General features: G+C 72.5%; 21 protein-coding genes. 12 read left to right on the forward strand and 9 right to left on the reverse strand.

Features of this window, described 5'->3' with window-relative positions; all coding sequences use genetic code 11:
• Window positions 1-13 precede the first annotated feature (13 nt).
• From LRP67_RS06120 to LRP67_RS06135, 4 genes are all read left to right on the forward strand, one after another.
• Window positions 14-2023 (forward strand): pyruvate dehydrogenase complex E1 component subunit beta, encoded by a 2010-nt coding sequence (locus tag LRP67_RS06120; RefSeq protein ID WP_231269304.1) that lies wholly within the window; start codon window positions 14-16, stop codon window positions 2021-2023.
• Window positions 2020-2685: a hypothetical protein gene (locus LRP67_RS06125; RefSeq protein WP_231269305.1), complete on the forward strand. Its 666-nt coding sequence runs from the start codon at window positions 2020-2022 to the stop codon at window positions 2683-2685. The genes LRP67_RS06120 and LRP67_RS06125 overlap by 4 nt, the downstream gene beginning before the upstream one ends.
• A 421-nt stretch (window positions 2686-3106) precedes the next feature.
• Window positions 3107-4573 (forward strand): MFS transporter, encoded by a 1467-nt coding sequence (locus LRP67_RS06130; RefSeq protein ID WP_231269306.1) that lies wholly within the window; start codon window positions 3107-3109, stop codon window positions 4571-4573.
• Window positions 4570-5463 carry a TIGR03619 family F420-dependent LLM class oxidoreductase gene (locus LRP67_RS06135; protein WP_231269307.1) on the forward strand — a complete coding sequence of 298 codons (894 nt, stop codon included), beginning with the start codon at window positions 4570-4572 and terminating at the stop codon, window positions 5461-5463. Before LRP67_RS06130 ends, LRP67_RS06135 begins: the two co-directional genes overlap by 4 nt.
• 49 nt (window positions 5464-5512) lie before the next feature.
• Here the strand turns inward: LRP67_RS06135 and LRP67_RS06140 are convergent, their stop codons facing one another.
• Both LRP67_RS06140 and LRP67_RS06145 read right to left on the reverse strand, forming a co-directional pair.
• Window positions 5513-6016 carry a DoxX family protein gene (locus tag LRP67_RS06140; RefSeq protein ID WP_231269308.1) on the reverse strand — a complete coding sequence of 168 codons (504 nt, stop codon included), beginning with the start codon at window positions 6014-6016 and terminating at the stop codon, window positions 5513-5515.
• A 48-nt stretch (window positions 6017-6064) separates the two neighbouring features.
• Window positions 6065-7369 (reverse strand): amidohydrolase family protein, encoded by a 1305-nt coding sequence (locus LRP67_RS06145; protein WP_231269309.1) that lies wholly within the window; start codon window positions 7367-7369, stop codon window positions 6065-6067.
• 128 nt (window positions 7370-7497) lie between these two features.
• On the opposite strand from LRP67_RS06145, the gene LRP67_RS06150 reads away from it, so the two are divergent.
• The 7 genes from LRP67_RS06150 (at window position 7498) to LRP67_RS06180 (ending at window position 14841) form a co-directional block, all read left to right on the forward strand.
• The gene (locus LRP67_RS06150) at window positions 7498-8115 is read left to right on the forward strand and encodes a TetR family transcriptional regulator (RefSeq protein WP_231269310.1); all 618 of its coding nucleotides are present in this window, start codon (window positions 7498-7500) and stop codon (window positions 8113-8115) included.
• Window positions 8116-8922: 807 nt separating this feature from the next.
• Window positions 8923-10926, forward strand: coding sequence for a nuclear transport factor 2 family protein (locus LRP67_RS06155; RefSeq protein WP_231269311.1), 2004 nt, complete (start codon window positions 8923-8925; stop codon window positions 10924-10926).
• Entirely contained in the window at window positions 10923-11729 is an 807-nt protein-coding gene (locus LRP67_RS06160; protein ID WP_231269312.1) for an enoyl-CoA hydratase/isomerase family protein, read from the forward strand. The genes LRP67_RS06155 and LRP67_RS06160 overlap by 4 nt, the downstream gene beginning before the upstream one ends.
• Window positions 11730-11788: 59 nt before the next feature.
• A complete protein-coding gene (locus tag LRP67_RS06165) occupies window positions 11789-12538 on the forward strand; it encodes an SDR family NAD(P)-dependent oxidoreductase (protein WP_231269996.1) in 750 nt (249 codons plus the stop codon).
• Window positions 12539-12660: 122 nt separating this feature from the next.
• On the forward strand, window positions 12661-13281 hold the full coding sequence (gene folE / locus LRP67_RS06170; protein ID WP_231269313.1) for a GTP cyclohydrolase I FolE: 621 nt from the start codon (window positions 12661-12663) through the stop codon (window positions 13279-13281).
• Window positions 13282-13435: 154 nt separating this feature from the next.
• Window positions 13436-14632, forward strand: coding sequence for an LCP family protein (locus LRP67_RS06175; protein ID WP_231269314.1), 1197 nt, complete (start codon window positions 13436-13438; stop codon window positions 14630-14632).
• Entirely contained in the window at window positions 14629-14841 is a 213-nt protein-coding gene (locus LRP67_RS06180; RefSeq protein WP_231269315.1) for a hypothetical protein, read from the forward strand. Before LRP67_RS06175 ends, LRP67_RS06180 begins: the two co-directional genes overlap by 4 nt.
• Window positions 14842-14865: 24 nt before the next feature.
• Here the strand turns inward: LRP67_RS06180 and LRP67_RS06185 are convergent, their stop codons facing one another.
• From LRP67_RS06185 to LRP67_RS06195, 3 genes are read right to left on the reverse strand one after another with little or no spacing between them, the layout of a single operon-like run.
• A complete protein-coding gene (locus LRP67_RS06185; protein WP_231269316.1) occupies window positions 14866-15246 on the reverse strand; it encodes an MscL family protein in 381 nt (126 codons plus the stop codon).
• A gap of 52 nt (window positions 15247-15298) precedes the next feature.
• The gene (locus LRP67_RS06190; RefSeq protein WP_231269317.1) at window positions 15299-15952 is read right to left on the reverse strand and encodes an SAF domain-containing protein; all 654 of its coding nucleotides are present in this window, start codon (window positions 15950-15952) and stop codon (window positions 15299-15301) included.
• A gap of 51 nt (window positions 15953-16003) precedes the next feature.
• Window positions 16004-16303 (reverse strand): FmdB family zinc ribbon protein, encoded by a 300-nt coding sequence (locus tag LRP67_RS06195; protein WP_231269318.1) that lies wholly within the window; start codon window positions 16301-16303, stop codon window positions 16004-16006.
• An 80-nt stretch (window positions 16304-16383) separates the two neighbouring features.
• Here LRP67_RS06195 and LRP67_RS06200 point away from each other — a divergent pair, with 80 nt between their 5' ends.
• Window positions 16384-18996 carry a penicillin acylase family protein gene (locus LRP67_RS06200; RefSeq protein ID WP_231269319.1) on the forward strand — a complete coding sequence of 871 codons (2613 nt, stop codon included), beginning with the start codon at window positions 16384-16386 and terminating at the stop codon, window positions 18994-18996.
• Window positions 18997-19013: 17 nt separating this feature from the next.
• Here the strand turns inward: LRP67_RS06200 and LRP67_RS06205 are convergent, their stop codons facing one another.
• The 4 genes from LRP67_RS06205 to LRP67_RS06220 are packed head-to-tail and all read right to left on the reverse strand — an operon-like array spanning window position 19014 to window position 21855.
• On the reverse strand, window positions 19014-19352 hold the full coding sequence (locus LRP67_RS06205; protein ID WP_231269320.1) for a carboxymuconolactone decarboxylase family protein: 339 nt from the start codon (window positions 19350-19352) through the stop codon (window positions 19014-19016).
• A 48-nt stretch (window positions 19353-19400) separates the two neighbouring features.
• Window positions 19401-19973 (reverse strand): hypothetical protein, encoded by a 573-nt coding sequence (locus LRP67_RS06210; protein ID WP_231269321.1) that lies wholly within the window; start codon window positions 19971-19973, stop codon window positions 19401-19403.
• A complete protein-coding gene (locus LRP67_RS06215) occupies window positions 19970-20689 on the reverse strand; it encodes an enoyl-CoA hydratase/isomerase family protein (RefSeq protein WP_231269322.1) in 720 nt (239 codons plus the stop codon). Before LRP67_RS06215 ends, LRP67_RS06210 begins: the two co-directional genes overlap by 4 nt.
• Window positions 20686-21855, reverse strand: coding sequence for a CaiB/BaiF CoA-transferase family protein (locus LRP67_RS06220; RefSeq protein ID WP_231269323.1), 1170 nt, complete (start codon window positions 21853-21855; stop codon window positions 20686-20688). Before LRP67_RS06220 ends, LRP67_RS06215 begins: the two co-directional genes overlap by 4 nt.
• Window positions 21856-21964: the final 109 nt, after the last annotated feature.

Below are 21964 nucleotides of genomic sequence, written 5' to 3' on the forward strand. Positions count from 1 at the left end.
AAAGGTGAATCACATGGTGTCCACGCCCACCGAGGCAGGCCGCACCGCTCCCGGCGCCGTCACGGCCGAGGACCTGACCGAGATGTACCGGCGGATGGTCCGGATCCGGCAGTTCGAGCAGAGCGCGTCCAAGCTGTACGCCGCGACCGAGATCCCCGGGTTCCTGCACCTGTCGATCGGCCAGGAGGCGACCGCGGTCGGCGGCTGCTGGCACCTCGGCGACGGAGACGGCATCACGTCCACGCACCGCGGCCACGGGCACTGCCTGGCCAAGGGCCTCGACCTGGCGCCGATGTTCGCGGAGCTGATGGGCCGCGAGGCCGGGACCTGCCGAGGACGCGGCGGGTCGATGCACATCGCCGACCCGGGGGTCGGCATCTTCGGGGCCAACGGGATCGTCGGCGCCGGCCTGCCCATCGTCTCCGGCGTCGCGACCGCCGCCCAGCTGCGCGGCCGGGGCGAAGTCGCCGTGGGCTTCTTCGGCGACGGTGCCGTCGCCCAGGGCATGTGGCACGAGGCGGTCAACCTGGCTGCGGTGTGGGACCTGCCGGTGGTCTTCTTCTGCGAGAACAACCACTACTCGGAGTTCTCCCGTGAGGAGGACCAGCACCGCGCCGGGCTTGCCGCCCGGGCCGCCGGCTACGGGATCCGCTACGAGGCGGTCGACGGCAACGACGTGGTGGCGGTCGCCGAGCTGATGCACCGGCTGGTCGCGGGGCTGCGCACCGGTGACGGCCCGGTGCTCGTGGAGGCCGACACCTATCGCTGGCACGGCCACTACGAGGGCGACCCGATCAGCTACCGCGAGGCCGCGGAGCTCGACGAGTGGAAGAAGCGCGATCCGCTCGTCGTGGCGCGTGCCCGGATGCTCGAGCTCGGCCTGGACGTCTCGGTGGCCGACGAGATCGACCGTGAGGTGACCGCGCAGATCGGGGCCGCCATCGAGGAGGCGCGTTCCTCGCCGTTCCCGGACCCCGAGGCCCTCCTCGACTTCGTGATGGTCGAGGACGACGAGCCGGAGGAGGTGCCCGCCGAGCCGGGCGAGCGGTTCCGGATGATGGATGCCGTGCGCGAGGCGGTGACCTACGAGCTCGAGCACGACCCGGACGTCTATGTCGCGGGCATCGACGTCGGCCGCGGAGGCAACGTCTTCGCGCTGTTCCGCGGCCTCGCCGACCGCTTCCCCGGCCGGGTGCGCGACACCCCGATCTCGGAGTCCGCGATCGTGGGCGGCGGGGTCGGCGCCGCCATGGCGGGGATGCGCCCGGTCGTCGAGGTGATGTACATGGACTTCATCGGCGTCTGCCTGGACGCCTTGATGAACCAGGCGGCGAAGCTGCGCTTCATGACCGGCGGCCAGGCCTCGATTCCCCTCGTCGTCCGGACCCAGTTCGGTGCCGGGCGGTCGTCGGGGAGCCAGCACTCGCAGAGCCTCGAGGCGATGCTGGCGCACATCCCCGGCCTGACCGTGGTGATGCCCTCCGACCCGGCCGAGACCTACGGCCTGCTGCGAGCCGCGATTCGCAGCCCCAACCCGGTCGTCTTCGTGGAGAACCGGCTGCAGTACGGCCTGAAGGGCCCGCGTCCCCAGGCCGACTACCTGATCCCGCTCGGGAAGGCCCGGATCGCGCGACCCGGGCGCGACGTCACCGTGGTGAGCTACTCCCGGATGCTGCAGGAGGCCCTCGCCGCGGCCGACGAGCTGGCGGGGGAGGGGATCGAGGTCGAGGTCGTGGACCTGCGCACGGTCGCGCCCCTGGACCGGGCGACGGTGCTGGAGTCGCTGAGCCGGACCCGGCGGCTCGTGGTGGCCCACGAGGGCGTCCAGGACTTCGGGGTCGGCGCGGAGATCGCGGCGCTCGCCGCGAACGAGGGCTTCTGGCACCTCGACGCCCCGGTCGTGCGCGTCGCGCCGGTGGCGATGCCCGCGCCGTACTCACCAGGGCTCGAGAAGGCGTGGCTGCCCGACCGGACGGTCATCACCGACGCCGTGCGCCGCGTCGTCCAGGTGCCCGCACGATGAGGGCCCAGCGCGCACCGCACGCGAGTGCCCAGCCCCAGCAGCCTCCCGCCGGGTGGCAGCCGTCGCGTGCCGCGGCGGCCCCCGCCTCGGCGACGACGCTCCTGGCCGCGCCGTCGGCCGGGCCGCGTTTCGTCGCCGACGTCGACCTCGACGTCAGCGGCGCACGACGGGATGCCGGAGGCGAGGACGACCTCACGGCCGAGATCGTGGTCTGCCTCCTGGCGGCGTGCCGTGCCCACGGGCTCGTCGACGACGGCACCTCCCTCCAGGTCCTGAGCCCGGCTGCCGACGGCTGGCATGGGGTGTCCTACCGGCAGGCGGCACGGCAGTCGGCGTTCGGGATCGCGCGCGGCCTGGCCGAGATGGCCCCGGTGGCGCTGGACCAGGATCCCGGCACCTTGCGGCTGGTGCGGCTCGAGGGATCCGGCGTCCGGTGCGCCACCGACTGGGGGCTGCCCGGTCTGGCGACCATCACCGTCGGCGCGCCCGCTCCGGTCGCCACCCCCTGGGTCCAGCAGGATGCGGGTGGGCTCAGCATCGTCACCCGGTGGCTGGTCCGGGTGTCGCTCGCGACGCCGCCCGGCGCCGAGACCGCGCGCGCCGCCGTGAGTGCCCTGGCCGCCACCGAGCGCGCGCTCGCGGAGCCCGGGGCGCGCGCCTGAGTATGAGACTGACCGGGGCCTGATATCGGTGCCTGGCACAGAGCGTTACGGTCACCACGCCCTGCGATCCAGGACCGGGCGATCGGACCGCTGTGACGACTGGCACGCTGCGTGCGGTCGACGCCCGCCTGGCGGCGCTGCAGTTCCTGAACCTGCACAATCACAGCTACCAGTGGGCCCGCACCGCCAACCGCACGCGGAGCGTCGCGGAGCTCTCGCGCGAGTTCTGCCGGACCCTGCTCCATGGGATGGCGGTCGGCCCGGTCGAGCTGGGTGAGCTCGACGACGCGGTGGCGCCGGCTCCTCCTGCCGCCGGTCCCGGCCAACGTCCGCGACCCGGCGCCCCACCAGATCCCGACCCCGGGCGGAAAGGTCCTCGCCATCCCTGGCAAGTGCAGATCGATCAGTACAGAATAGGTCCATGACTTCGGTGCGGACCGCGGCGCGGGTCCGGCTGGTGGTGATGGTGCTCGCGCTGGCCGGGGTCCTGGTGGCCCTGGTGGCGACGCTCATCGTCCCGCTCGTCGCCCACCTGCCCGAGGTGTTCGACGTCAGCCCGGTCGCCGCGTCCTGGCTGCTCACCAGCACGCTGGTCGCCGGTGCGGTGGCCACCCCGATCATGTCCCGCCTGGCGGACCAGCACGGCAAGCGTCCGATGCTGCTGATCTCGCTCGCCCTACTGGTGCTGGGCTCGCTGCTGCTCGCGACGTCGAGCTCCTTCGTCCTGGCCGTCGCCGGGCGCTCGCTGCAGGGGTTCGGATCCGCGCTGATCCCCATCGCCATGAGCATCCTCAAGGACGTCCTGCCGGCCGAACGGGTCGGCTCCGGGGTGGCGCTCGTGAGCGCGACCCTAGGCCTCGGCTCGGCCATCGGCCTCCCGCTGGCCGGGGTGCTGTACGGCGCGACGGGGTGGAGCGGCCTGTTCTGGCTGACCGGGGGCCTGGGGCTGCTGCTGATGGTGGCGGTGCGGGCCGTCCTGCCGGCGCCGGCCCGCGGCTCCCGGGTCCGGCACGCGTTCGACTGGTGGGGTGCCGCCCTCCTCCTGTGCGTGCTCGTCCCGCTGCTGCTGGTCGTCTCCCAGGGCAACACCTGGGGCTGGGACAGCCCCCGGATCCTGGTGCTCGGCCCTGTCGCGACGGTGGCGCTGGCCGCGTGGGTGCTGTGGGAGAGACGGGCTCCGGCGCCGCTGATCGACGTACGGCTGGCCGTCCGGCGCCGGGTGCTGCTGACCAACCTGGCCTCCGCGGCGGTGTCCCTGGGCATGCTGGCCAACCTGCTCGTCGCCGCCGGGCAGCTCGGCGCTCCGGAGTCCGTCGGGGGCTTCGGCCTCAGCACGGGGGGCATCGGCCTCGCGGCGGCGGCGCCCGCCGTCGTTCTGGTCCTGAGCGCGCCCCTGGTGGGTCGCCTGCTCCGGGTGTTCGGCGGTCGCTGGGTCCTGAGCGTGGGCGCGCTGGTGATGGCCGTCAGCTACGTCGCCCGGGTCTTCCTGGACGGCTCGGTGCCCCAGGTGGTCCTCGGGGCGGCGCTCGTGAGCATCGGCACCAGCTTCTGCCTCTCGGCCATCCCGATCATCATCATGGCCGCGGTCCCCTCCCGGCAGACCGCCTCAGCCAACGGTGTGAACTCCCTGTTCCGCACGATCGGCACGTCGGTCTCGACGGCCGGGCTGGCGGCCCTCACGAGCGCCACCGCGGTCGTGGCCGGCGGCCTGGAGTACCCGTCGGTGCAGAGCCACCACATCGCCCTCCTGAGCTGCGCGTCGGCCGCCCTGGTCGCGGCCGGCCTCGCCTGGGCGATCCCACGGACCCCCGAGGCCGCAGCCCGGCCCGGGTCGGATGCCCTGATCGCCGTGCCCGGCGTGCCAGGCGAGATCGTGGAGCTCACATGAAGGACCGATCATCGCGGCCCGATGTCGGCGTCCTTGCCTTCGTGACCGACCGCTCGATGCCGCTGCTCGAGCTCGCTCAGGAGGTCGAGGCGCGAGGCTTCGACGCGCTCGTGCTGCCGGAGCACACCCACATCCCGCTCTCGAGTGCGGAGGCCTTCCCGGACGGGGAGATGCCCGAGCGCTACCGGCGCACCCTGGATCCGTACGTCGCCCTCGCCGTCGTGGCCGCGCGCACCGGGCTGGCGATCGGGACCTGCATCTCGCTGGTGGCCCAGCACGACCCGATCACCCTGGCCAAGACGGTCGCCACGCTCGACCTCGTGTCCGGCGGTCGCTTCACCCTGGGGGTCGGGTACGGATGGAACGTCGACGAGCTGGCCAACCACGGTCGAGACCCGTCGCGACGTCGCGGGATCGTCACCGAGCACGTCGCCCTGATGAGATCGCTGTGGCGCGACGAGCTCGCCGAGTTCCGGGGCGAGCACGCCACGCTCGCGCCTTCCTGGGCCTGGCCCAAGCCGTCGGCCGAGGCCGCGGTCCCGGTGCTGCTCGGCTGCGCGCCGACGGCCCGGGGCTTCGAGTCGGTCGTGGGCTGGGCCGACGGGTGGATCCCGGGCGGCGACGACCCGGAGCTGCTCGCCGGCTGGATGGTGGACCTGCGCACGCGGTGGGAGGCGGCGCGACGGCCCGGCTCTCCCGTGGTGTGGGCGATGCGCACCGTGGTCGACGACGCCACCCTCGCGCGGCATCTGGACCGCTATCGCTCGCTCGGCGTCGACCAGGTGGTGCTGGACGTGCAGGCGCTCTCGCGCGAGGAGTTGCCGGCGGTCCTGGACCGGTACGCCGACGTGGTGCGCGACGTGCTGGGCGAGGCGTCGGCCTCGCCGTGAGCACCGCCGCGCGCGGGGCACAGGTTGGGCCCGCGTGCGAGCGGGACGGCTACGGAGCCTCGTCCGCGGGCTGGGGCCGCCGGGAGATGACGAGCAGGCCGAGGGCCGCCAGTGCTCCGAGCACGGCGGCGGCGAGCGCCCACCACACTCCGTCGAGGTCGAGATCGGCGACGTGGTCGAGCGACCAGGCGCCGGGACCGATGGCGGCGATCCCCACCGCGACCAGTGCCACGAGCAGGACGTATTCCGAGCCGCCCTTGAAGACGAAGTAGCCCTTGCCGCGGTGGTCGGTGAGGGCCGCCACCAGCATCAGTCCGACGAAGGCGGAGCAGGCCAGGCCGGTGAGGAGGCCGAGGGCCAGCAGGAGCCCGGCCACGATTTCGGTCGCGGCGGCCAGGCGGGCGTGCAACCACGCGGGCTGGAGCCCGAGGGCCCCGAACCAGCGGGTCGTGCCTGCCAGGCCGCCGCTTCCGAAGATCTTGTTCAGACCGTGCAGCACCAGCATCGGACCGAGGGCGAGACGGATCACGAGCATGCCGATATCTAGCTCCATGCCGGTGTCCTCGGATCGATTCGTTGTGCTGGTGCGCCGGTCGGGTGACTAGACCGCCGTGGCGGCGGGGGTGACGACCTCGGCGAGCTTCTTCGAGGTGTCGAAGCCCACCACGCCGGCGAGCGTGCCGCCCAGGATGGCGGCCCGGTCCTCATCGTCGACGCCCTCGAAGTTGAAGGCGACACAGTCCCGGCTGTCGCGGAAGGTGCCCTCGGCGTGCGGGTAGTCGTTGCCCCACATGATCGTGGAGAGGCCGGTGATGTGACGGGCCTGCACCGCGGTCGGGTCGTCGGCGAACTGCACGTGGATCTGGCGGCGCAGGTAGTCGGTGGGGCTCAGCGGGAGCGGCCACTTGGCGTTGATTGCGAACAGGCGGCCCATCGCCGGCTGGTCCTTGGGGCCTCGGCTGTCGTCCCAGAACCCGAGCCACCAGTCGGGGTCCTGGCCGATGCCGGTGCGCCACGACTTCTCCATCATGCCCATGTAGGACACGAGCCACCCGGCGCCGAACTCCACGAGGTTGAAGTGGAGGTTCGGGAACCGCTCGCAGACGCCGCCGCCGATGAGCGAGGCGATGATCTCCTGCGGGCTCGCCGCGGCGGTGTTGCCGCCGCCCATGGTGCGACCGGCGACCATGTCGTCGGTGAGCTGACCCTTGCCCATGTTCATGGCGGTCATGAGGCCCTTGACCGTCGTGGCCGTGTGGGAGACGTTCTCCTTGACCATGACCCCGCCGGTGGCGACGTGGAAGAAGATCGGCAGCCCGAGGTCCTGGGCGACCGTCCAGACCGGGTCGTACTCCTTGGTCCAGTACGGCTTCGGCGGGATCTCCGGGAGCAGGAGCGCCCGGATGCCCAGCTTGGCCACGCGCTTGATCTCCGCGACGGCGTCGGGGACGTCGGTCAGCGGGATGGCGGCGGTGGGTCGGAGCCGGCTGCTGTAGGCCAGGTAGTTCTCGGCGACGAAGTCGTTGTAGACGCGGGCGTGGGCCATCGACAGCTCGTGGTCGTCGGTGAAGAGCACGAACAGCGAGAGGTTGGGGAACATCACCGAGGCGTCGACGCCGTCGATGTTCATGTCGCGGATGATGTTGTCCGGGTCGCCGTCCGGCGTCTCGCCTCCGGTCTGGCGGTACTTGGAGATGGTCCACCCGTCGAAGCCGATGGTGTGGAGCTTCTTGAACTCGGTGTGGCCGCCCGGGACGATCGGCTCGTCGAGGGTAAACTCCTCCTCCCACAGGGCGCGGTCGCGCAGGTGCTTGGGGAGCCGGTCCTTGTAAAGGTCGACCGGCTCGATGATGTGGGAGTCACCCGAGACGACGAATTCCTTGAATACGTGGCGTGCCTCTGACATGGAGTCCTTCTTTCGGTGCAGACGCGGCGGTGTGAGACGGACCTCACACGTTTTGTGAGACTGAGTGTCAGGTTAGAGACCGGAGCCCAGTTCCGCAATGGGGTCTCACCAGCGGTTAGGCTCGGACCATGACGGAGAGTCGCACCACCCGGACGATCGCCCGCGAGGCCGTGCGCGCTGACCTCTCCCAGGCGGCCTTCCAGCTGACCCGTCAGCGCGGCTTCGACAACATCACCGTCGGCGACATGGCGGCCGCCGCCGGCGTCTCGCGCAGCACCCTGCTGCGCTACTTCGCCTCCAAGGAGGAGGCGGTGCTCTACGCGTTCAGCGTGCATGTCGCCCGCTTCGCCGAGGCGCTGCGGGCCCGTCCGGACTCCGAGGACGACTGGACGGTCCTGCGCCGCTCCCTCGAGGGGGTCATCGACTTCTACCTCGCCGACCCGGTCGGCGCGCTCGAGATCACCCAGCTCGTCATCGAGACCCCCGAGCTGTACGCGCACCAGCTGCAGCGCCAGCACAGCTGGCGGCCGGTGCTGGCCGAGGCGCTGGCGGCGCGCGCGGGCCTCTCCGTCCCGGTCCCCATCGCGCTCGAGGTCAAGGTGGGGGCCGCCCTCAGCTGCCTGTCGATCGCCGTGGAGCGCTGGGTCGCCTCCGCGGGCGCCCTCGACCTGCTCACCCTCCTGCGCGAAGGGCTGGACGTCATCGCTCCGACGCCTGCGTCGGTGAGCTCGGTCATCGAGGCCTGACCCCGGCTCCGATCGGCGGCACCGGCCTGGCTGCCGTGGAGCCACCGCGGCGCGGGCCGGCGGCGGGCCGCAGGCGCACGTCCTGACCTCGACGCCGGGGACCTGCGCGCCCACCTCGGTTCCGTGACGCCTGGGCAACTTTTATGATCGTCGGCCCAGAATTCGTTGATCGATCGGTACAAAGCGGCTAAGGTCGCCCGACGAAGGGTCCGCCGCCCATCAGGCCGGTGGCGCTTCATTCACCGGTTCGGGATCCATCCACGACACGGAAGTCAGAACGCTCATGGCCGGTAGTGGCACCTCGCATTTACTCCGGACCTCCAGGGTCGTCCCCGTCGAGGACCTGCACGTCGAGCTGGACAGCTCCCTGCGCCGCGAGCCCGTCCGGGTCGTCACCGGGCGGAGCTTCGACATTGCCGAGGGCGTGAGCCTGGGCCTGGTCGCGGGAGTCCAGAAGCGGCAATGCGACCACGGCCAAGGCCATCCTGTAGCCCCAGTGCATCACCGGGGGCACCATCACCTTCGAGCAGTGGGACCTGCCCGCCTGAGGCGATCCGAGTTGCGCCAGATGCGCACGCGGACGGAGACGGTCTTCCAGGACGCCTGGTCGTCGTTCCATGCCCCGCACAGTGTCGAGGAACCCCTCACCGTGCGTGGGGGGCCACCGACAAGGGGGAGCGGCGCGAGCGCCGAGCAGGAGCCGCAGGTGCGCATGCTCGCACCGGGTCACTTCATCGCCTGTCACTTCCCTACCCCTCGGGCCGAGTCCGCGGACGCGCCCGTCCTCACCACCAATGGAGCCGCAACATGACCTCTTCCTCCTCTCCCGTCGACGTCCTGGTGATCGGAGCCGGCGTCACCGGCCTCCACCAGCTGATGGGCGCCCTCGACGCCGGCCTCTCGGTCAAGGTCCTCGAGGCCGGCCACGGGGTGGGCGGCACCTGGTACTGGAACCGCTACCCGGGCGCCCGCTTCGACTCGGAGAGCTGGACCTACGGGTTCCTGTCCGAGGAGATCTGGCGGGAGTGGAACTGGAAGGAGCAGTACGCGGGGCAGCCCGAGATCGAGGAGTACTTCAACTTCGCGGTGGACCGCCTCGACCTGCGGCGCCACATCGAGTTCGGCGCCAAGGTCGTCTCCGTGGTCTGGGACGACGCCTCGTGCACCCACACCGTCACGACCGAGGGCGGTGCGTCGTACAACACCCGGTTCGTGGTGGCCGCGAGCGGCAACCTGTCGGTCCCCTTCATCCCCGAGATCCCCGGTCGCGCCGACTTCCGCGGCGATCAGCACCACACCGGTCGCTGGCCCGACGGCGTCGACCTCACGGGCAAGCGGGTCGCCCAGATCGGCACCGGCTCCAGCGGGGTCCAGATCGTCCCGGCCGTCAAGGACCAGGTGGCCCAGATCACCGTCTACCAGATGAACGCCGACTGGGTGACGCCGCTGAACAACGGGCCCCTCTCCGAGGAGGAGCGGGCCCGGATCCAGCGCGACTACGAGGAGATCGTGGCGGTCCTGAACAACTCGCCGAGCGGCTTCGAGCACCGCTCGGAGGGCCTGTCCTCCACCGATCACGACCTCGAGCAGCGTCGTGCCTTCTTCGAGAAGACCTGGAACAGCCGCGGCTTCCGCAAGCTCACCGAGAACTACATCGACCTCACCACCAACCCGGAGATCAACCGGGAGTGGTGCGAGTTCATCGCCGACAAGATCCGCACCATCGTCAAGGACCCCGTGATCGCCGCACGCCTCACGCCCACGGACGGCGGGTACGGCGGTCGTCGCCCCCCGTTCGGCACCGGCTACTACGAGGCCTACAACAACCCCAACGTCGACCTGGTCTCGCTCCAGGAGACCCCCATCGTGAGGATCACGCCGGACGGCATCGAGACGACGGAGGGGCACCGCGAGTTCGACGTCATCATCTGGGCGACCGGCTGGGACTTCGGGACCGGCGCCCTCAACCGGCTGGGCGTGCGCGGCCGCGACGGCCTCGCGCTCGAGGACCACTGGAAGTCTGGCCCGCTGAGCTACCTGGGCATCATGACCCACGGGTTCCCCAACTTCTTCTTCCCCGGCGGCCCGCACGGCTCCACGGGCAACAACCCTCGCTACTCCGGGGACCAGGTCGCCTGGACGACCCAGGTGATCGTGCACGCCCGCGAGCAGGGCGTGGGGGCCGTGGAGGCCACGGAGGCGGCCGAGCAGCAGTGGACCGGCCGGATGAACGAGAGCAAGGGCCTGTTCCTCGAGAGCAGCTACTTCCACGGGGCCAACATCCCCGGCAAGCCGGTCGCCCAGCTGCTCAACCCCACCGGTCGCTGGGCGATGCAGGAGGTCATGCGCGAGGACGCGGCCGCGGGCTACCCGGCGCTGCTCATGACCGGTCAGGAGTCCGGGCAGCCGTCCGCGGCCCAGGGCGGGGCCGACGACGTGGCGGGCGCGGTGCGCAACGCGATCGGCGCCCACACCCAGGCCCAGGACGCCGGCGACGCCGAGCGGATCGCCTCGCTCTACCTCCCCGACGCGGTGCTGGCGCTGCCCGGCAGCGAGCCCCTGGTGGGGCTCGAGGCCCTCCGCCAGGCCTTCCTCGGCTGGGCGCCGACCGCGCCGCAGAAGCACCTGGTCGGCAACACGGTGGTGACCCAGGTCTCCGACGACGAGGCCCACGCGGTCAGCGACGTCGTCTTCTTCCAGCGCGGCGAGTCCGGCTGGTCGGTGCAGGTCACGGGGCGCTACGAGGACACGCTGCGCCGCACGGCGGACGGCTGGCGCTTCGGCCGGCGCGACGTGCAGTACACCGCGTGACCGCGGTCGAGCTCCAGGCGCATCCCGACGAGCCCCGGCTCGGCGTGCTGCGCCTGGACCGGCCGCCTGTCAACGCTCTCGACCAGGACTCCTGGGACCGCCTGGCCGCGATCGGCAGGGAGCTGCACGACCCGGCGTCGCCGTACCGCGCCCTGGTCGTGACCGGGGGGCCGCGCACGTTCGCGGCCGGCGCTGACGTCGCGGAGCTCGTCGGGCTCGAGCCGGCCGTCTTCGACCGGCGCAACCGGGTGCTGCAGGGGGCGTTCGACGCGATCGCGACCGCGCCGCAGATCAGCGTGTCGGCCATCAACGGCCCCGCGCTGGGCGGGGGCCTCGAGCTGGCCCTCGCCACGGACCTGCGGCTCGCATCGCAGGACGCCCGTCTCGGCCTGCCCGAGATCACGCTGGGCATCATCCCCGGCTCCGGCGGCACCCAGCGGCTGCCGCGGATGATCGGGCTCGGGCCCGCGCTCGACCTGATCCTGTCCGGGCGGATCGTGCGAGCCGACGAGGCGCTGCGGATCGGGCTCGTGCACGAGGTCCTGCCGGCCGCCGAGGTCGAGGACGCCGCCATCGCGCGCGGGCTTGCGTTCGCCGCGGGTCCGGTCGCTCTGCGCCACGCAAAGGCCGCGGTCCGCGAGGGCCTGGAGCGTCCGCTCGCGGAGGGACTCGCCCTCGAGGCCGAGCTGATCGCGGCCAGCTTCGCCACGGCGGACGCTCGGGCCGGGCTCGTCAGCTTCCTCGAGCACGGGCCGGGTCGCGCGGTGTTCCGCGGGACCGACGAGATCGGGGCAGGAAGCTGACTACACATGATCGATCGGCACGCAACGACGGCCGTGACCTGGAGGAGAAGACAGACGTGATGGAGAGCTGGGCCGACGTGAGCGGCCGGCGAGTGGTGCTCACCGGGGCGGGCCGCGGCCTGGGGCGGATCCTGGCGTCGGCCTTCGATGCCGCCGGGGCCCACCTGGGCCTGGTCGCGCGGACGAAGGACTCGCTGGACGACCTGGCTCAGACTCTGAAGGGAGACCCGCTGGTCTGCGCGGGCGACGTGCGAGACGACGAGTTCAACGGCCGGGTGGCGCGTCAGATGGTCGAGCGCTTCGGCGGGGTCGACGTGTGGATCTGCAACGCCGGGATCTCACCGGAGATGACCTCGGTCTCCGACATGAGCCCCGAGACCTGGCGCGAGATCGTCGACATCAACCTGACGGGCACCTTCCTGGGTGCGCAGGCCGCGGCCCGCGTCATGGAGCCCGGCGGGCGGATCATCATCACCGGATCGGTGATCGGGGACCGGCCCCGCGCCGGGCTGTCGGCGTACGCCGCCTCGAAGAGCGGCGCCCACGCGCTCACCCAGGCGCTGGCCCTCGAGCTCGGTCCCCGCGACATCACGGTCAACGCGGTCGCTCTGGGCTGGTTCGACACCGGCCTGGGCGCGCACTGGCACCGTGACGAGCGACGCGAGAACGACATCGTCGACCACACCTCCCTCGGCCGCTGGGGCACCGCGGGTGACCTCCCCGGCGCCTACCTGTTCCTGGCCTCCGCGGCCTCGGGGTACGTCACGGGCACCACGCTCACGGTCGACGGCGGATACTCGCTGATCTAGGAGGCCGACGGGCTCCCGGACGCACGACGTCCTGCGGTCGTCCCCAGGGTCGTCCCGTGCTTCGGGAGTCCCGGCCGCAGCACATTCCCGCCCCGCACGCAGAAAGCGAAGGCAACGTCGCTGTGACGCACCCGCTTCCCTGGGCCGACCGGCCTACCACCGCCGTCCCCCCGTTCGACCAGGCGCGAGCCGAGGCCGCCGTGCGCGAGCTGCTGTTCGCGATCGGCGAGGACCCCGACAGGGAGGGGTTGCAGGACACCCCGGCGCGAGTCGCGCGCGCCTACGCCGAGGTCACCTCCGGGCTCAGGATGAGCCCTGAGGAGGTGCTGACCACGACCTTCATCCTGGACCACGACGAGATGGTGCTGGTGCGCGACATCGAGCTGTGGTCGATGTGCGAGCACCACCTCGTGCCGTTCACCGGCGTCGCCCACGTCGGCTACATCCCCGCCGAGACCGGCAGGGTCACCGGGCTCTCGAAACTCGCGCGACTCGTCGACGTCTACGCCAAGCGGCCCCAGGTCCAGGAGCGGCTCACCACGCAGGTGGCCAACTCGCTGATGGACATCCTGGAGGCGCGCGGGGTCATCGTCGTGATCGAGGCCGAGCACCTGTGCATGACGATGCGCGGGGTGAGGAAGGCCGGTGCCCGCACGATCACCTCGGCCGTGAGGGGCTCCTTCCTGACCGACCGGGCCACCCGGAGCGAGGCGATGGCGCTGATCCAGAGCCCGCCCCGCTGAGCGGAGGCCGGCCCGCAGCGACACCGGCCCGACCACCCCGGGTGCGCTCCCTCGAGGGGTCGCGGGTTTGGACTAGTCGCCGCCCGCGGTGACAATTTGGCTATCACACGTATCTTCGCCACGGCGAACGCGACCCCCACGACCAGAGGTGCAGATGTCCGACGAGCAGCAGCCTGCTGAGTCGGAGTCACCGACCCCGCAGGGCGGCCGCCGCCGGGGACGGTCCCCCAAGCGTCACGTCGTGGCGCGGGTGCTGATCACGACGCTCGTGGTGCTCGGCATGGTCACGGGGCTCTCGGTGGTGTTCATCGCTCGTCACCTCTCCGACAACCTCACGGTGCTCGACCCGAGCGACCAGCTCTCGAACCGCCCGGACAAGGTCGACGAGGGCCCCGGCGAGCCGCTGAACATCCTCGTGATGGGCTCCGACAGTCGCGAGGGCGCCGGCAACAACATCGACGGCCTCACCGGCGACGGCGCGCGCTCCGACACCACGATCCTCATGCACCTCTCCGCTGACCGGGAGCACGCGTACGGCGTGAGCATCCCGCGCGACTCGCTGGTGACGCGTCCCGACTGCGAGGACAAGGACGGCAACACCATCCCGGGCGGCGAGAACCAGATGTGGAACACCGCCTTCGCGCTGGGCGGGCCGGCGTGCACGATCCAGCAGTTCGAGCAGCTGACCGACGTCCGGATCGACCACTTCGTCGTCGTCGACTTCGCGGGCTTCCGCGACATGGTCGACGCCATCGACGGGGTCGAGGTCTGCATCCCCGAGGACATCGAGGACCCCGCCCACGGGATCAACATCCCGGCCGGCACCCGCGAGATCCGCGGCAAGGAGGCGCTCAACTACGTCCGCGCGCGCTACACGCTCGGCGACGGCTCCGACATCGGCCGCATCCAGCGCCAGCAGGCGTTCGTGGCGGCGATGGCCAAGAAGGTCGTCTCCGGCGGCACGCTCGCCCGCCTCGACCGCGTGGTCGCCTTCCTCGACGCGGCGACCAAGTCGCTCATCGTCGACCCCGGGCTCGAGGGTGTCTTCAAGATCGGCAAGCTCGGGCTCGGCTTTCGTGGCATCGGCCTGGACAACATCAAGTTCCTGACCGTCCCGTGGGCCTACGACACCCGCGACGGGTTCGAGGGGCGCGTGGTGTGGCGCCCCGACGCCTCGAAGGTATGGCGCAAGGTGCGCGAGGACGAGCCGCTCACCAAGCGCCTCAGCAGAGGCTCGATCAACGCCGGCAACGTGCCCGGGTCCGGCTCCGGCGGCAGCCCCGGCACGCGTCCCGACCGGAGCGACGAGGAGGAGGCGGCCGCCCGCGAGGCCGCCGGTCTCTGCGCATGAGCGACCCCACGACCGACCCCACGACCGACTCCGCGACCGGCGAGGGGCGCGAGCCTCGCGCGGAGAGCGCCTGGCAGCGCCGGCGCCGCCTCGAGGCGGTCTTCGGAGACACCCTGCCCGACACCACCAGCGACGAGCAGGACCCCGCGGGGGCCGACGACAACGAGGCCTGGCTCAAGGCGCAGGTGCCCCCGCACCACGGGGGATGACGCGTCGTCGCGCAGCAGGCCCGGTCAGGTCCGCGGTGGCCCCTCGGCCTGGCTCGCGAGCAGGTCGCGGATCTCCTGGAGCAGCTTGACGTCCTCGGGCGTGCCCGGCTCGGGGCTGGGGAAGAACCGCTCCTTCGCGGCGACGTAGGGAGTCACCACGAAGAAGTAGACGACTGCGGCCAGGATCAGGAAGGCCACGAGTGCGGTCAGGAACGGCCCGACCTCGACCTTGCCCGGCGCGTAGTCGTCGAAGTTCGGCTGGCTGCCGCCCAGGACCTTGGCGATCGCCGACAGCAGCATCTGGGTGAAGGCGGTGACGACGGCGGCGAACGCCGTACCGATGATGACCGCGACCGCGAGATCGACGAGGTTGCCGCGCAGGATGAAGTTCTTGAAGCCGCTCATGGGGTGCTCCTCGCTTCCGAGAGGCGGGCCGGCGCCCACCGGTCTCTCGACGCTAGCCCTCGGTCCAGGTGAATGTCACAACGGTGCGGACCGCGGCAGCGGTGAGCGCGCCGACCTCGGAGGGGGTCACGCCGACCACCACCAGGCGGCCCGGGAGGCCGCTCGCCGCGGCGGCGCCGTCGTCGGCCGGCAGGGCCAGCACCGGCACGTCGCGGGCCACGACCTCGGCGTCGCCCGCCTGCGGGTCGGCGGCGACCAGGTCGATCCGGTCTCCGACCGACAGCAGCCCCACCATGCCCGGATCCGGCAGCCGCACCGGGGTGGCGACCAGGTCCGGACGGCCCTCGGTGAGGGCCGGCCCGACCAGCCGGACCGCGGTGAGCGGCTCCCCACGGCGCAGGGGCCCGGCGAGCGTGTGCCCCACCGGGTCCTCGGCGAGGTCGTCGGGCACCGACTCCGGGGTGAAGGCGACCCGGACCAGGTCTTCTCCGTCGAGCACCGTGCCCGCGGCCAGGTCGTGGGCGGCGACGGGCACCTCGACGGTCGCGGGCGGCGGAGCCGTGGCGGCGTGCAGCCCCGCCGCGACCGCGACGGCGACCAGCAGTGCCGCGAGCGGCCGGCGCCGGCGCAGCACGGCGCGGCGGGCCTGCCGCACGGCATGCCCCAGGCGGGGCCGCCCCGGTCGGTCAGCGGGGGAGGAGTCCATCCCCCGACGCTAGGCGAGGACGCGCGGCGGCGGGCCCGCTCTCCACAGGGGTCAGGAGGAAGCGGCGGCGGCCGGCTTCGCTTCGACCTTGGGCTTGCTCTCGGTCTTCGTCTCGGTCTTCGTGTCCGAGGTGCTCTCGCTCTTGGCGGCCGGAGCGTCGCTCGAGGTGCTGGTCGAGCGGCTGTCGTTGCGGTAGAAGCCGGAGCCCTTGAAGACCACGCCCACGGCGTTGAACAGCTTGCGCAGCCGGCCCTGGCACTCCGGGCACTCGGTGAGCGCATCGTCGGAGAAGCTCTGGAACTGCTCGAAGGTGTGGTCACACTCGGTGCAGGCGTACTGGTAGGTCGGCACGGGGTCTCCTTCGATGGCGCGGATCTGGCACTCCGCCCTGGCGACTGCCAATGCTACGACACGGCACAATGAGTGCCGCCATGACCGAGGACACCACAGCTACCCGCGGGCCGTGGGCATCCTTCCTCGCACTCCCGCGCGCGGCGCGCGTCACGTCGTACGTCGCCGTGGTGGTCGTCCTGGCGCTCGTCGCCGGGCTCGCGACGGTCGTGGTGCTCGCCCGCCGCCCCCTTCCACAGACCTCCGGGGAGCTGTCGCTTCCCGGCCTTGAGGCCGAGGTCGAGGTCGTGCGCGACGAGCACGGCGTCCCGCAGCTCTACGGCGACTCGCTGCTCGACCTGGTGCGGGCCCAGGGCTACGTGCACGCCCAGGAGCGCTTCTTCCAGATGGACGTCCGCCGCCACGCCACGGCGGGGCGGCTGGCCGAGCTGTTCGGCAAGGACGCGGTCGAGAGCGACGCCTACGTCCGCACCATGGGCTGGCGCCGCGTCGCCCAGCGCGAGCTCGCCCTGATCGAGCCGGCCACCCGCGCCGCGCTGGAGGCGTACGCCGGCGGCGTCAACGCGTTCCTCGCCGAGAGCTCGCCCACCGAGATCGCGCTGGAGTACACCGTGCTCAACGCCGGCGGTCTGGACTACCACCCCGAGGACTGGACCGCGGTGGACTCGCTCGCCTGGCTGAAGGCGATGGCGTGGGACCTGCGCGGCAACATGGCCGAGGAGATCGACCGGGTCCTGGTGGCCGGGTCCGTGGGCGAGGAGCGCGCGGCCGAGCTGTATCCGGCCTACCCCTACGACGAGCATGCTCCGGTCGTCGACCGGGGCGCCGTGGTGGACGGGGTGTTCGAGCAGGACGCCACCACCGGCGGCACCCGCGACCCGCGCCGCCCGGCGTTCACCGCCGACCAGCAGGCGCCGCTGGCCCGCCTGCGCGCGGGGCTGGCGCGGATGCCGTCCTGGCTGGGCCGCGGCGAGGGCCTGGGCAGCAACGCCTGGGTCGTCGATGGAGCGCACTCCGCGACCGGTGAGCCGTTGTTGGCCAACGACCCGCACCTCGGCGTCGACCTGCCCGGGGTCTGGATGCAGACGGGGCTGCACTGCCGGCGCGTGAGCCCCGAGTGCCCCCTCGACGTCGCCGGTTTCACCTTCGCCGGGGTGCCGGGCGTGGTGATCGGCCACAACGCCGACATCGCCTGGGGCTTCGCCAACCTCGGCCCCGACGTCACCGACCTGTTCGTGGAGCGGGTGCGCGGCGACACCTGGCACTACGACGGACGGGAACGTCCGCTGCACGTGCGCACCGAGACGATCGAGGTGGCCGGCGACGAGGACGTGGAGCTGACGGTGCGCGCCACCGACCACGGGCCGCTCGTCTCCGACGTCGACGACGTCGTCGACGTCGTCGGTCAGGTCGCCGACCTCGCGCGGCGGCAGGGACCGGCCCCCGACGAGTACGCCGTCGCGCTGTCCTGGACGGCACTGCAGCCCGGCACGGCGGCCGACGCCATCCTGGCCCTCAACCTGGCGACCGACTGGGACTCCTTCCGCGCCGCCGTGGCCGGCTTCGCCGCGCCTGCGCAGAGCATCGTGTACGCCGACCGCGAGGGCCACATCGGCTACCAGGCGTCGGGACTGGTGCCGATCCGCAGGTCCGGCAACGACGGTCGGGTGCCGTCGGCCGGGTGGCTCCCGGAGAACGACTGGACCGGGGAGGTCGTGCCCTACGAGGGCCTGCCCCGCGCACTCGACCCGGAGGGCGGCGTCATCGTCGCCGCCAACCAGGCCGTCATCGGCGAGGACGACTACCCCTACTTCCTCGGCGACGACTGGGACCAGGGCTACCGATCGGAGCGGATCGGCCGGTTGCTCGATCAGGAGAGGGAGCTGTCGGTCGACGAGATGGCGGCGCTGCAGCTCGACGACCGCAACCCCCTCGCGCCGGTGCTCACGCCGTACCTGCTGGGGGTGCGGCTGAGGCCCGGATACGCCGACGACGGCCAGCGCCTGCTGGACGACTGGGACTTCCGGCAGCAGGCCGACAGTGCGGCGGCCGCGTACTTCAACGTCGTGTGGCGCGAGCTGCTCGAGAGGACCTTCCACGACGAGCTGCCCGAGGAGTCCTGGCCCGACGGCGGCAACCGGTGGATGAGCGTCGTCACCCGGCTGCTCGAGGAGCCGGGGTCACCGTGGTGGGACGACCTCGCCACCCAGGACGTCGTGGAGACCCGCGACGACATCCTGCGTGCGGCCCTCGTCGGCGCGCGCGACGAGCTGACCGCGCTGATCTCGCCGACCCCGCGCGAGTGGACCTGGGGCGACCTGCACGAGCTCGACCTGCGCTCCCTGCCCCTGGGCGAGTCCGGCATCTGGCCGGTCGAGCGTCTGGTCGACCGAGGCGGCTGGGAGGTGGGCGGGGGCGCGGCCACCGTCGACGCGACCGGCTGGGACGCCCGGGAGGGCTACGAGGTGACCACGGCCGCGTCGATGCGGATGGTGGTCTCGCTCGGCGACCTCGACGCGTCGCGGTGGGTGAGCCTCACCGGGGTCTCCGGCCACCCGTTCAGCGGGCACTACAGCGACCAGACCGACCTCTGGGCGGCCGGCGAGACGCTGCCGTGGCGGTTCTCCCGCGACGCGGTCGTCGCCGACGCGATCGACACGCTGACCCTCGTCCCGGTCCCCGAGGACGGCTGAGCGGTCCGACCGAGGGCTCACTCCTGGAGGCCGTCCAGCACCCGCATCGCCTTCATCCCGTGGGTGTAGGCCCCGCCCGCGCGCAGCGCCGCGGTGACGAAGGTGGTCTCGGCGATCTCCTCGCGGGTCGCCCCGGCCTCGTGGGCCGCCTTGGTGTGGCTCTCCAGGCACATCTCGCACTGGGTCGTGAGGGCGACGGCGATCGCGATGAGCTCGCGGTACTTCGGCGGGATCTCGCCCTCGGTGTTCGCGAACACCGACTCGGCGAACGCCGCGTAGCCGGCGGCCTCGGTGGGTGCGGCCTTGCGCAGCGCCGGGGCGTAGGCGCGGTCGGACTTGGCGGGGGTCACGGTCATGGCAGGTCTCTCCTGGGTCGAGGGTGGTGGGTGGGCCGGGGGCAGAGGTCAGGACGCGGGCGTGGTCCACGTGGAGGTGAACCACGACACCTCGCCGGTGTCCGGCTGGTAGGAGCGCCGCGGCAGCGTGCCGATGTCGGCGCCGTAGACGTGGATCCCCACGCACGGCTCGTCGCCGCCGCAGAACACCTGGTGCACGTCGTCGTCGGTGGTGCAGCACACGGTCACCTGGCCGGCCGTCCAGTCGACCTCGGCCTCGCGGCGGGGGACGTCGCCGTCGTGGGCGGGCTTGGTGAAGGCGACCTCGCGCTCGACGCCGGAGTGGATGCCGACGACGCCCCAGGTCTCGTGGCCGTGGACGGGGGTGCCCTGGCCGACGTTCCAGACCGCGGAGGCGATGGAGAAGCGGCCGGCGGGGTCGACGTGGAGCGGGTACATCACGTAGCGATCCTCGCCGGGCTTGGTCACCGACGGCGGCAGGTCGATCCCCGCGGCGAGCGCGGCGCGCAGCCGGTCGGCCACCAGTGGGGTGAGCTCGTGCTCGTCGTGGTGGGTGTCGACGAGCTCGCCGACCTCCTGGACGAGCTCCGCGAGGCGGGGGTCCTGGACTGTGGTGGTCATCGTGCTCCTTCGGGGGTGCGGGCGGGGGCGGATCGGTCGCGGTACTGGCGGACCCGGTCGCGCAGACCTGGCCGGCCGGCCAGCGAGCGGACGAGCTGGGCGAGCGGGTCGGGGGCAGACGGTGCGCCGGCCCGGCGCAGCGCCGCCGTCGTCCCGGGCGGGAGTGCGCGGGTCGCCTCGGCCAGCCGGGCGATCTCGGCCTCGGCCTCGTCGCGCCCGACGAGCGGGGTCAGCAGGCCGTGGTCGGACGCCTCGATGCCGGTGATCCGCCGGCCGGTGGCCGCGGCCTCGGTCGCGAACGAGGGCGAGGTGAGCGCCGCGAGGCGCGCGGTGCCGAGGACGGCGCCGAAGCCGGCGCCGGGGAAGCGCAGCGAGGCGCCCGGAAGGCCGAGGCGCACGTCGGCGGCCAGGGCCAGGTCGGCGCCGGCGCCGACCGCCGGGCCCTGAACGAGCGCGACGGTGAGCGCAGGCAGCTCCGCGAGGCGCTCGAGCAGGAGCTGGATCCGCACCAGTCGCAGCAGCAGGTCCGCATCGCTCTCCTCGTCGAGCGTGCCCATGTCCAGGCCTCCGCAGAAGACCCGGCCGCGCGCCTCCAGCACGACCACGTCGGCCGTCGCCCCCACGGCGCTCAGCTCGTCGTGGAGCCGCTCGACCGTGGCGGCGTCCAGCGCGTTGGCCCGGTCGGGCCGGTCCAGGACCAGGCGGGCGATGCTCACGCGACACCCCACTCGGCCAGGACCTCGGCGGTCTGCTCACCCAGGCGCGGCGCGGCGCCGTCGAGCCGCGGCTCCGTGTCCGTCGCGCGCACCGGGAACACGGTGGTCCATGACGGCCCGGCGACCGGGACGTCGTAGGGCCGCACGAGCCCGCTCTCGCGCAGAGCGGGGTCGGCCAGGACGTCGCCGAAGGTGTTGACCGGCCCGGCCGGCACGCCGGCGGCGCGCAGCCGCTCCACCCAGTCGGCCGCGGGGCGCTCGGCGAAGCGCTCGGTGAGGAGCTTCTCGAGCTCGAGCTGGTGGGCCACGCGGCCGTCCTGCGCGGCGAAGCGGGGGTCGTCGGCGAGGCCGGGGTCCCCGAGGACCTCGCAGACCGCGCGCCACAGCCGGTCGTTGCCGGCGGCGAGGACGAAGGGCGCGTCGGCCGCCGCGAAGACCTGGTACGGCGCGTTGCGCGGGTGGCGGGTGCCCCGCGGCGTGGGGTCGACGCCGCTGCCCCAGTACTCGCTGGTCTGCAGCGCCGAGGTCGCGAGCAGGCAGTCGAGCATCGGCACGTCCAGGTGCACCGAGCGCCCGCTCGCGCGGACCTGCGGCAGCCAGGCGACCACGCCGAGCGCGGCGTAGAGGCCGCTGGTGAAGTCCGCGACGGGCACCCCCGCCTTCACCAGCTCGCCCTCGTCGGTGCCGGTGACGCTCATCATCCCGCTCATGGCCTGGATGACGACGTCGTAGGCCCCGAGGCCGGCGTACGGCCCGCTCTGTCCGAAGCCCGAGACCGAGGCGTAGACGAGGCCTCGGTGCTCGGCCGCCAGCTCGTCGTAGCCCAGGCCCAGCCGGGCCAGGACCCCGGGCCGGTAGTTCTCCACGACCACGTCCGCGGCCAGGCACAGCCCACGCACCCGGGCCAGGTCGTCGGGGTCCTTGAGGTCGGCGAGCACGCTGCGCTTGTTGCGGTTGACGCTGGCGAAGTTGTGGCTGAACCGCTCCTCGCCGTCGGTCGCGAGCGGCGGCCACTGGCGCATCTGGTCGCCGTCAGGACCCTCCACCTTCACCACGTCGGCGCCCAGGTCGGCCAGCAGCATGGACCCGAAGGGCCCGGCGGCGACATGGCCGAACTCGACGACCCGCACCCCGTCGAGGGGCCGGGGGGTGGCGGAGGAGGTCATGGTCTGCCCTTCGGTCGGTCGGTGAGGCGGCGAGTCGCGGTGCCCGAACAATACTAAATCACGTGACTTATGGTGATTCGCGGGGTGTCGGCGCGTCGACGGTTCGGAA

The organism is Nocardioides sp. cx-169 (assembly GCF_021083605.1).
GTDB lineage: Bacteria > Actinomycetota > Actinomycetes > Propionibacteriales > Nocardioidaceae > Nocardioides.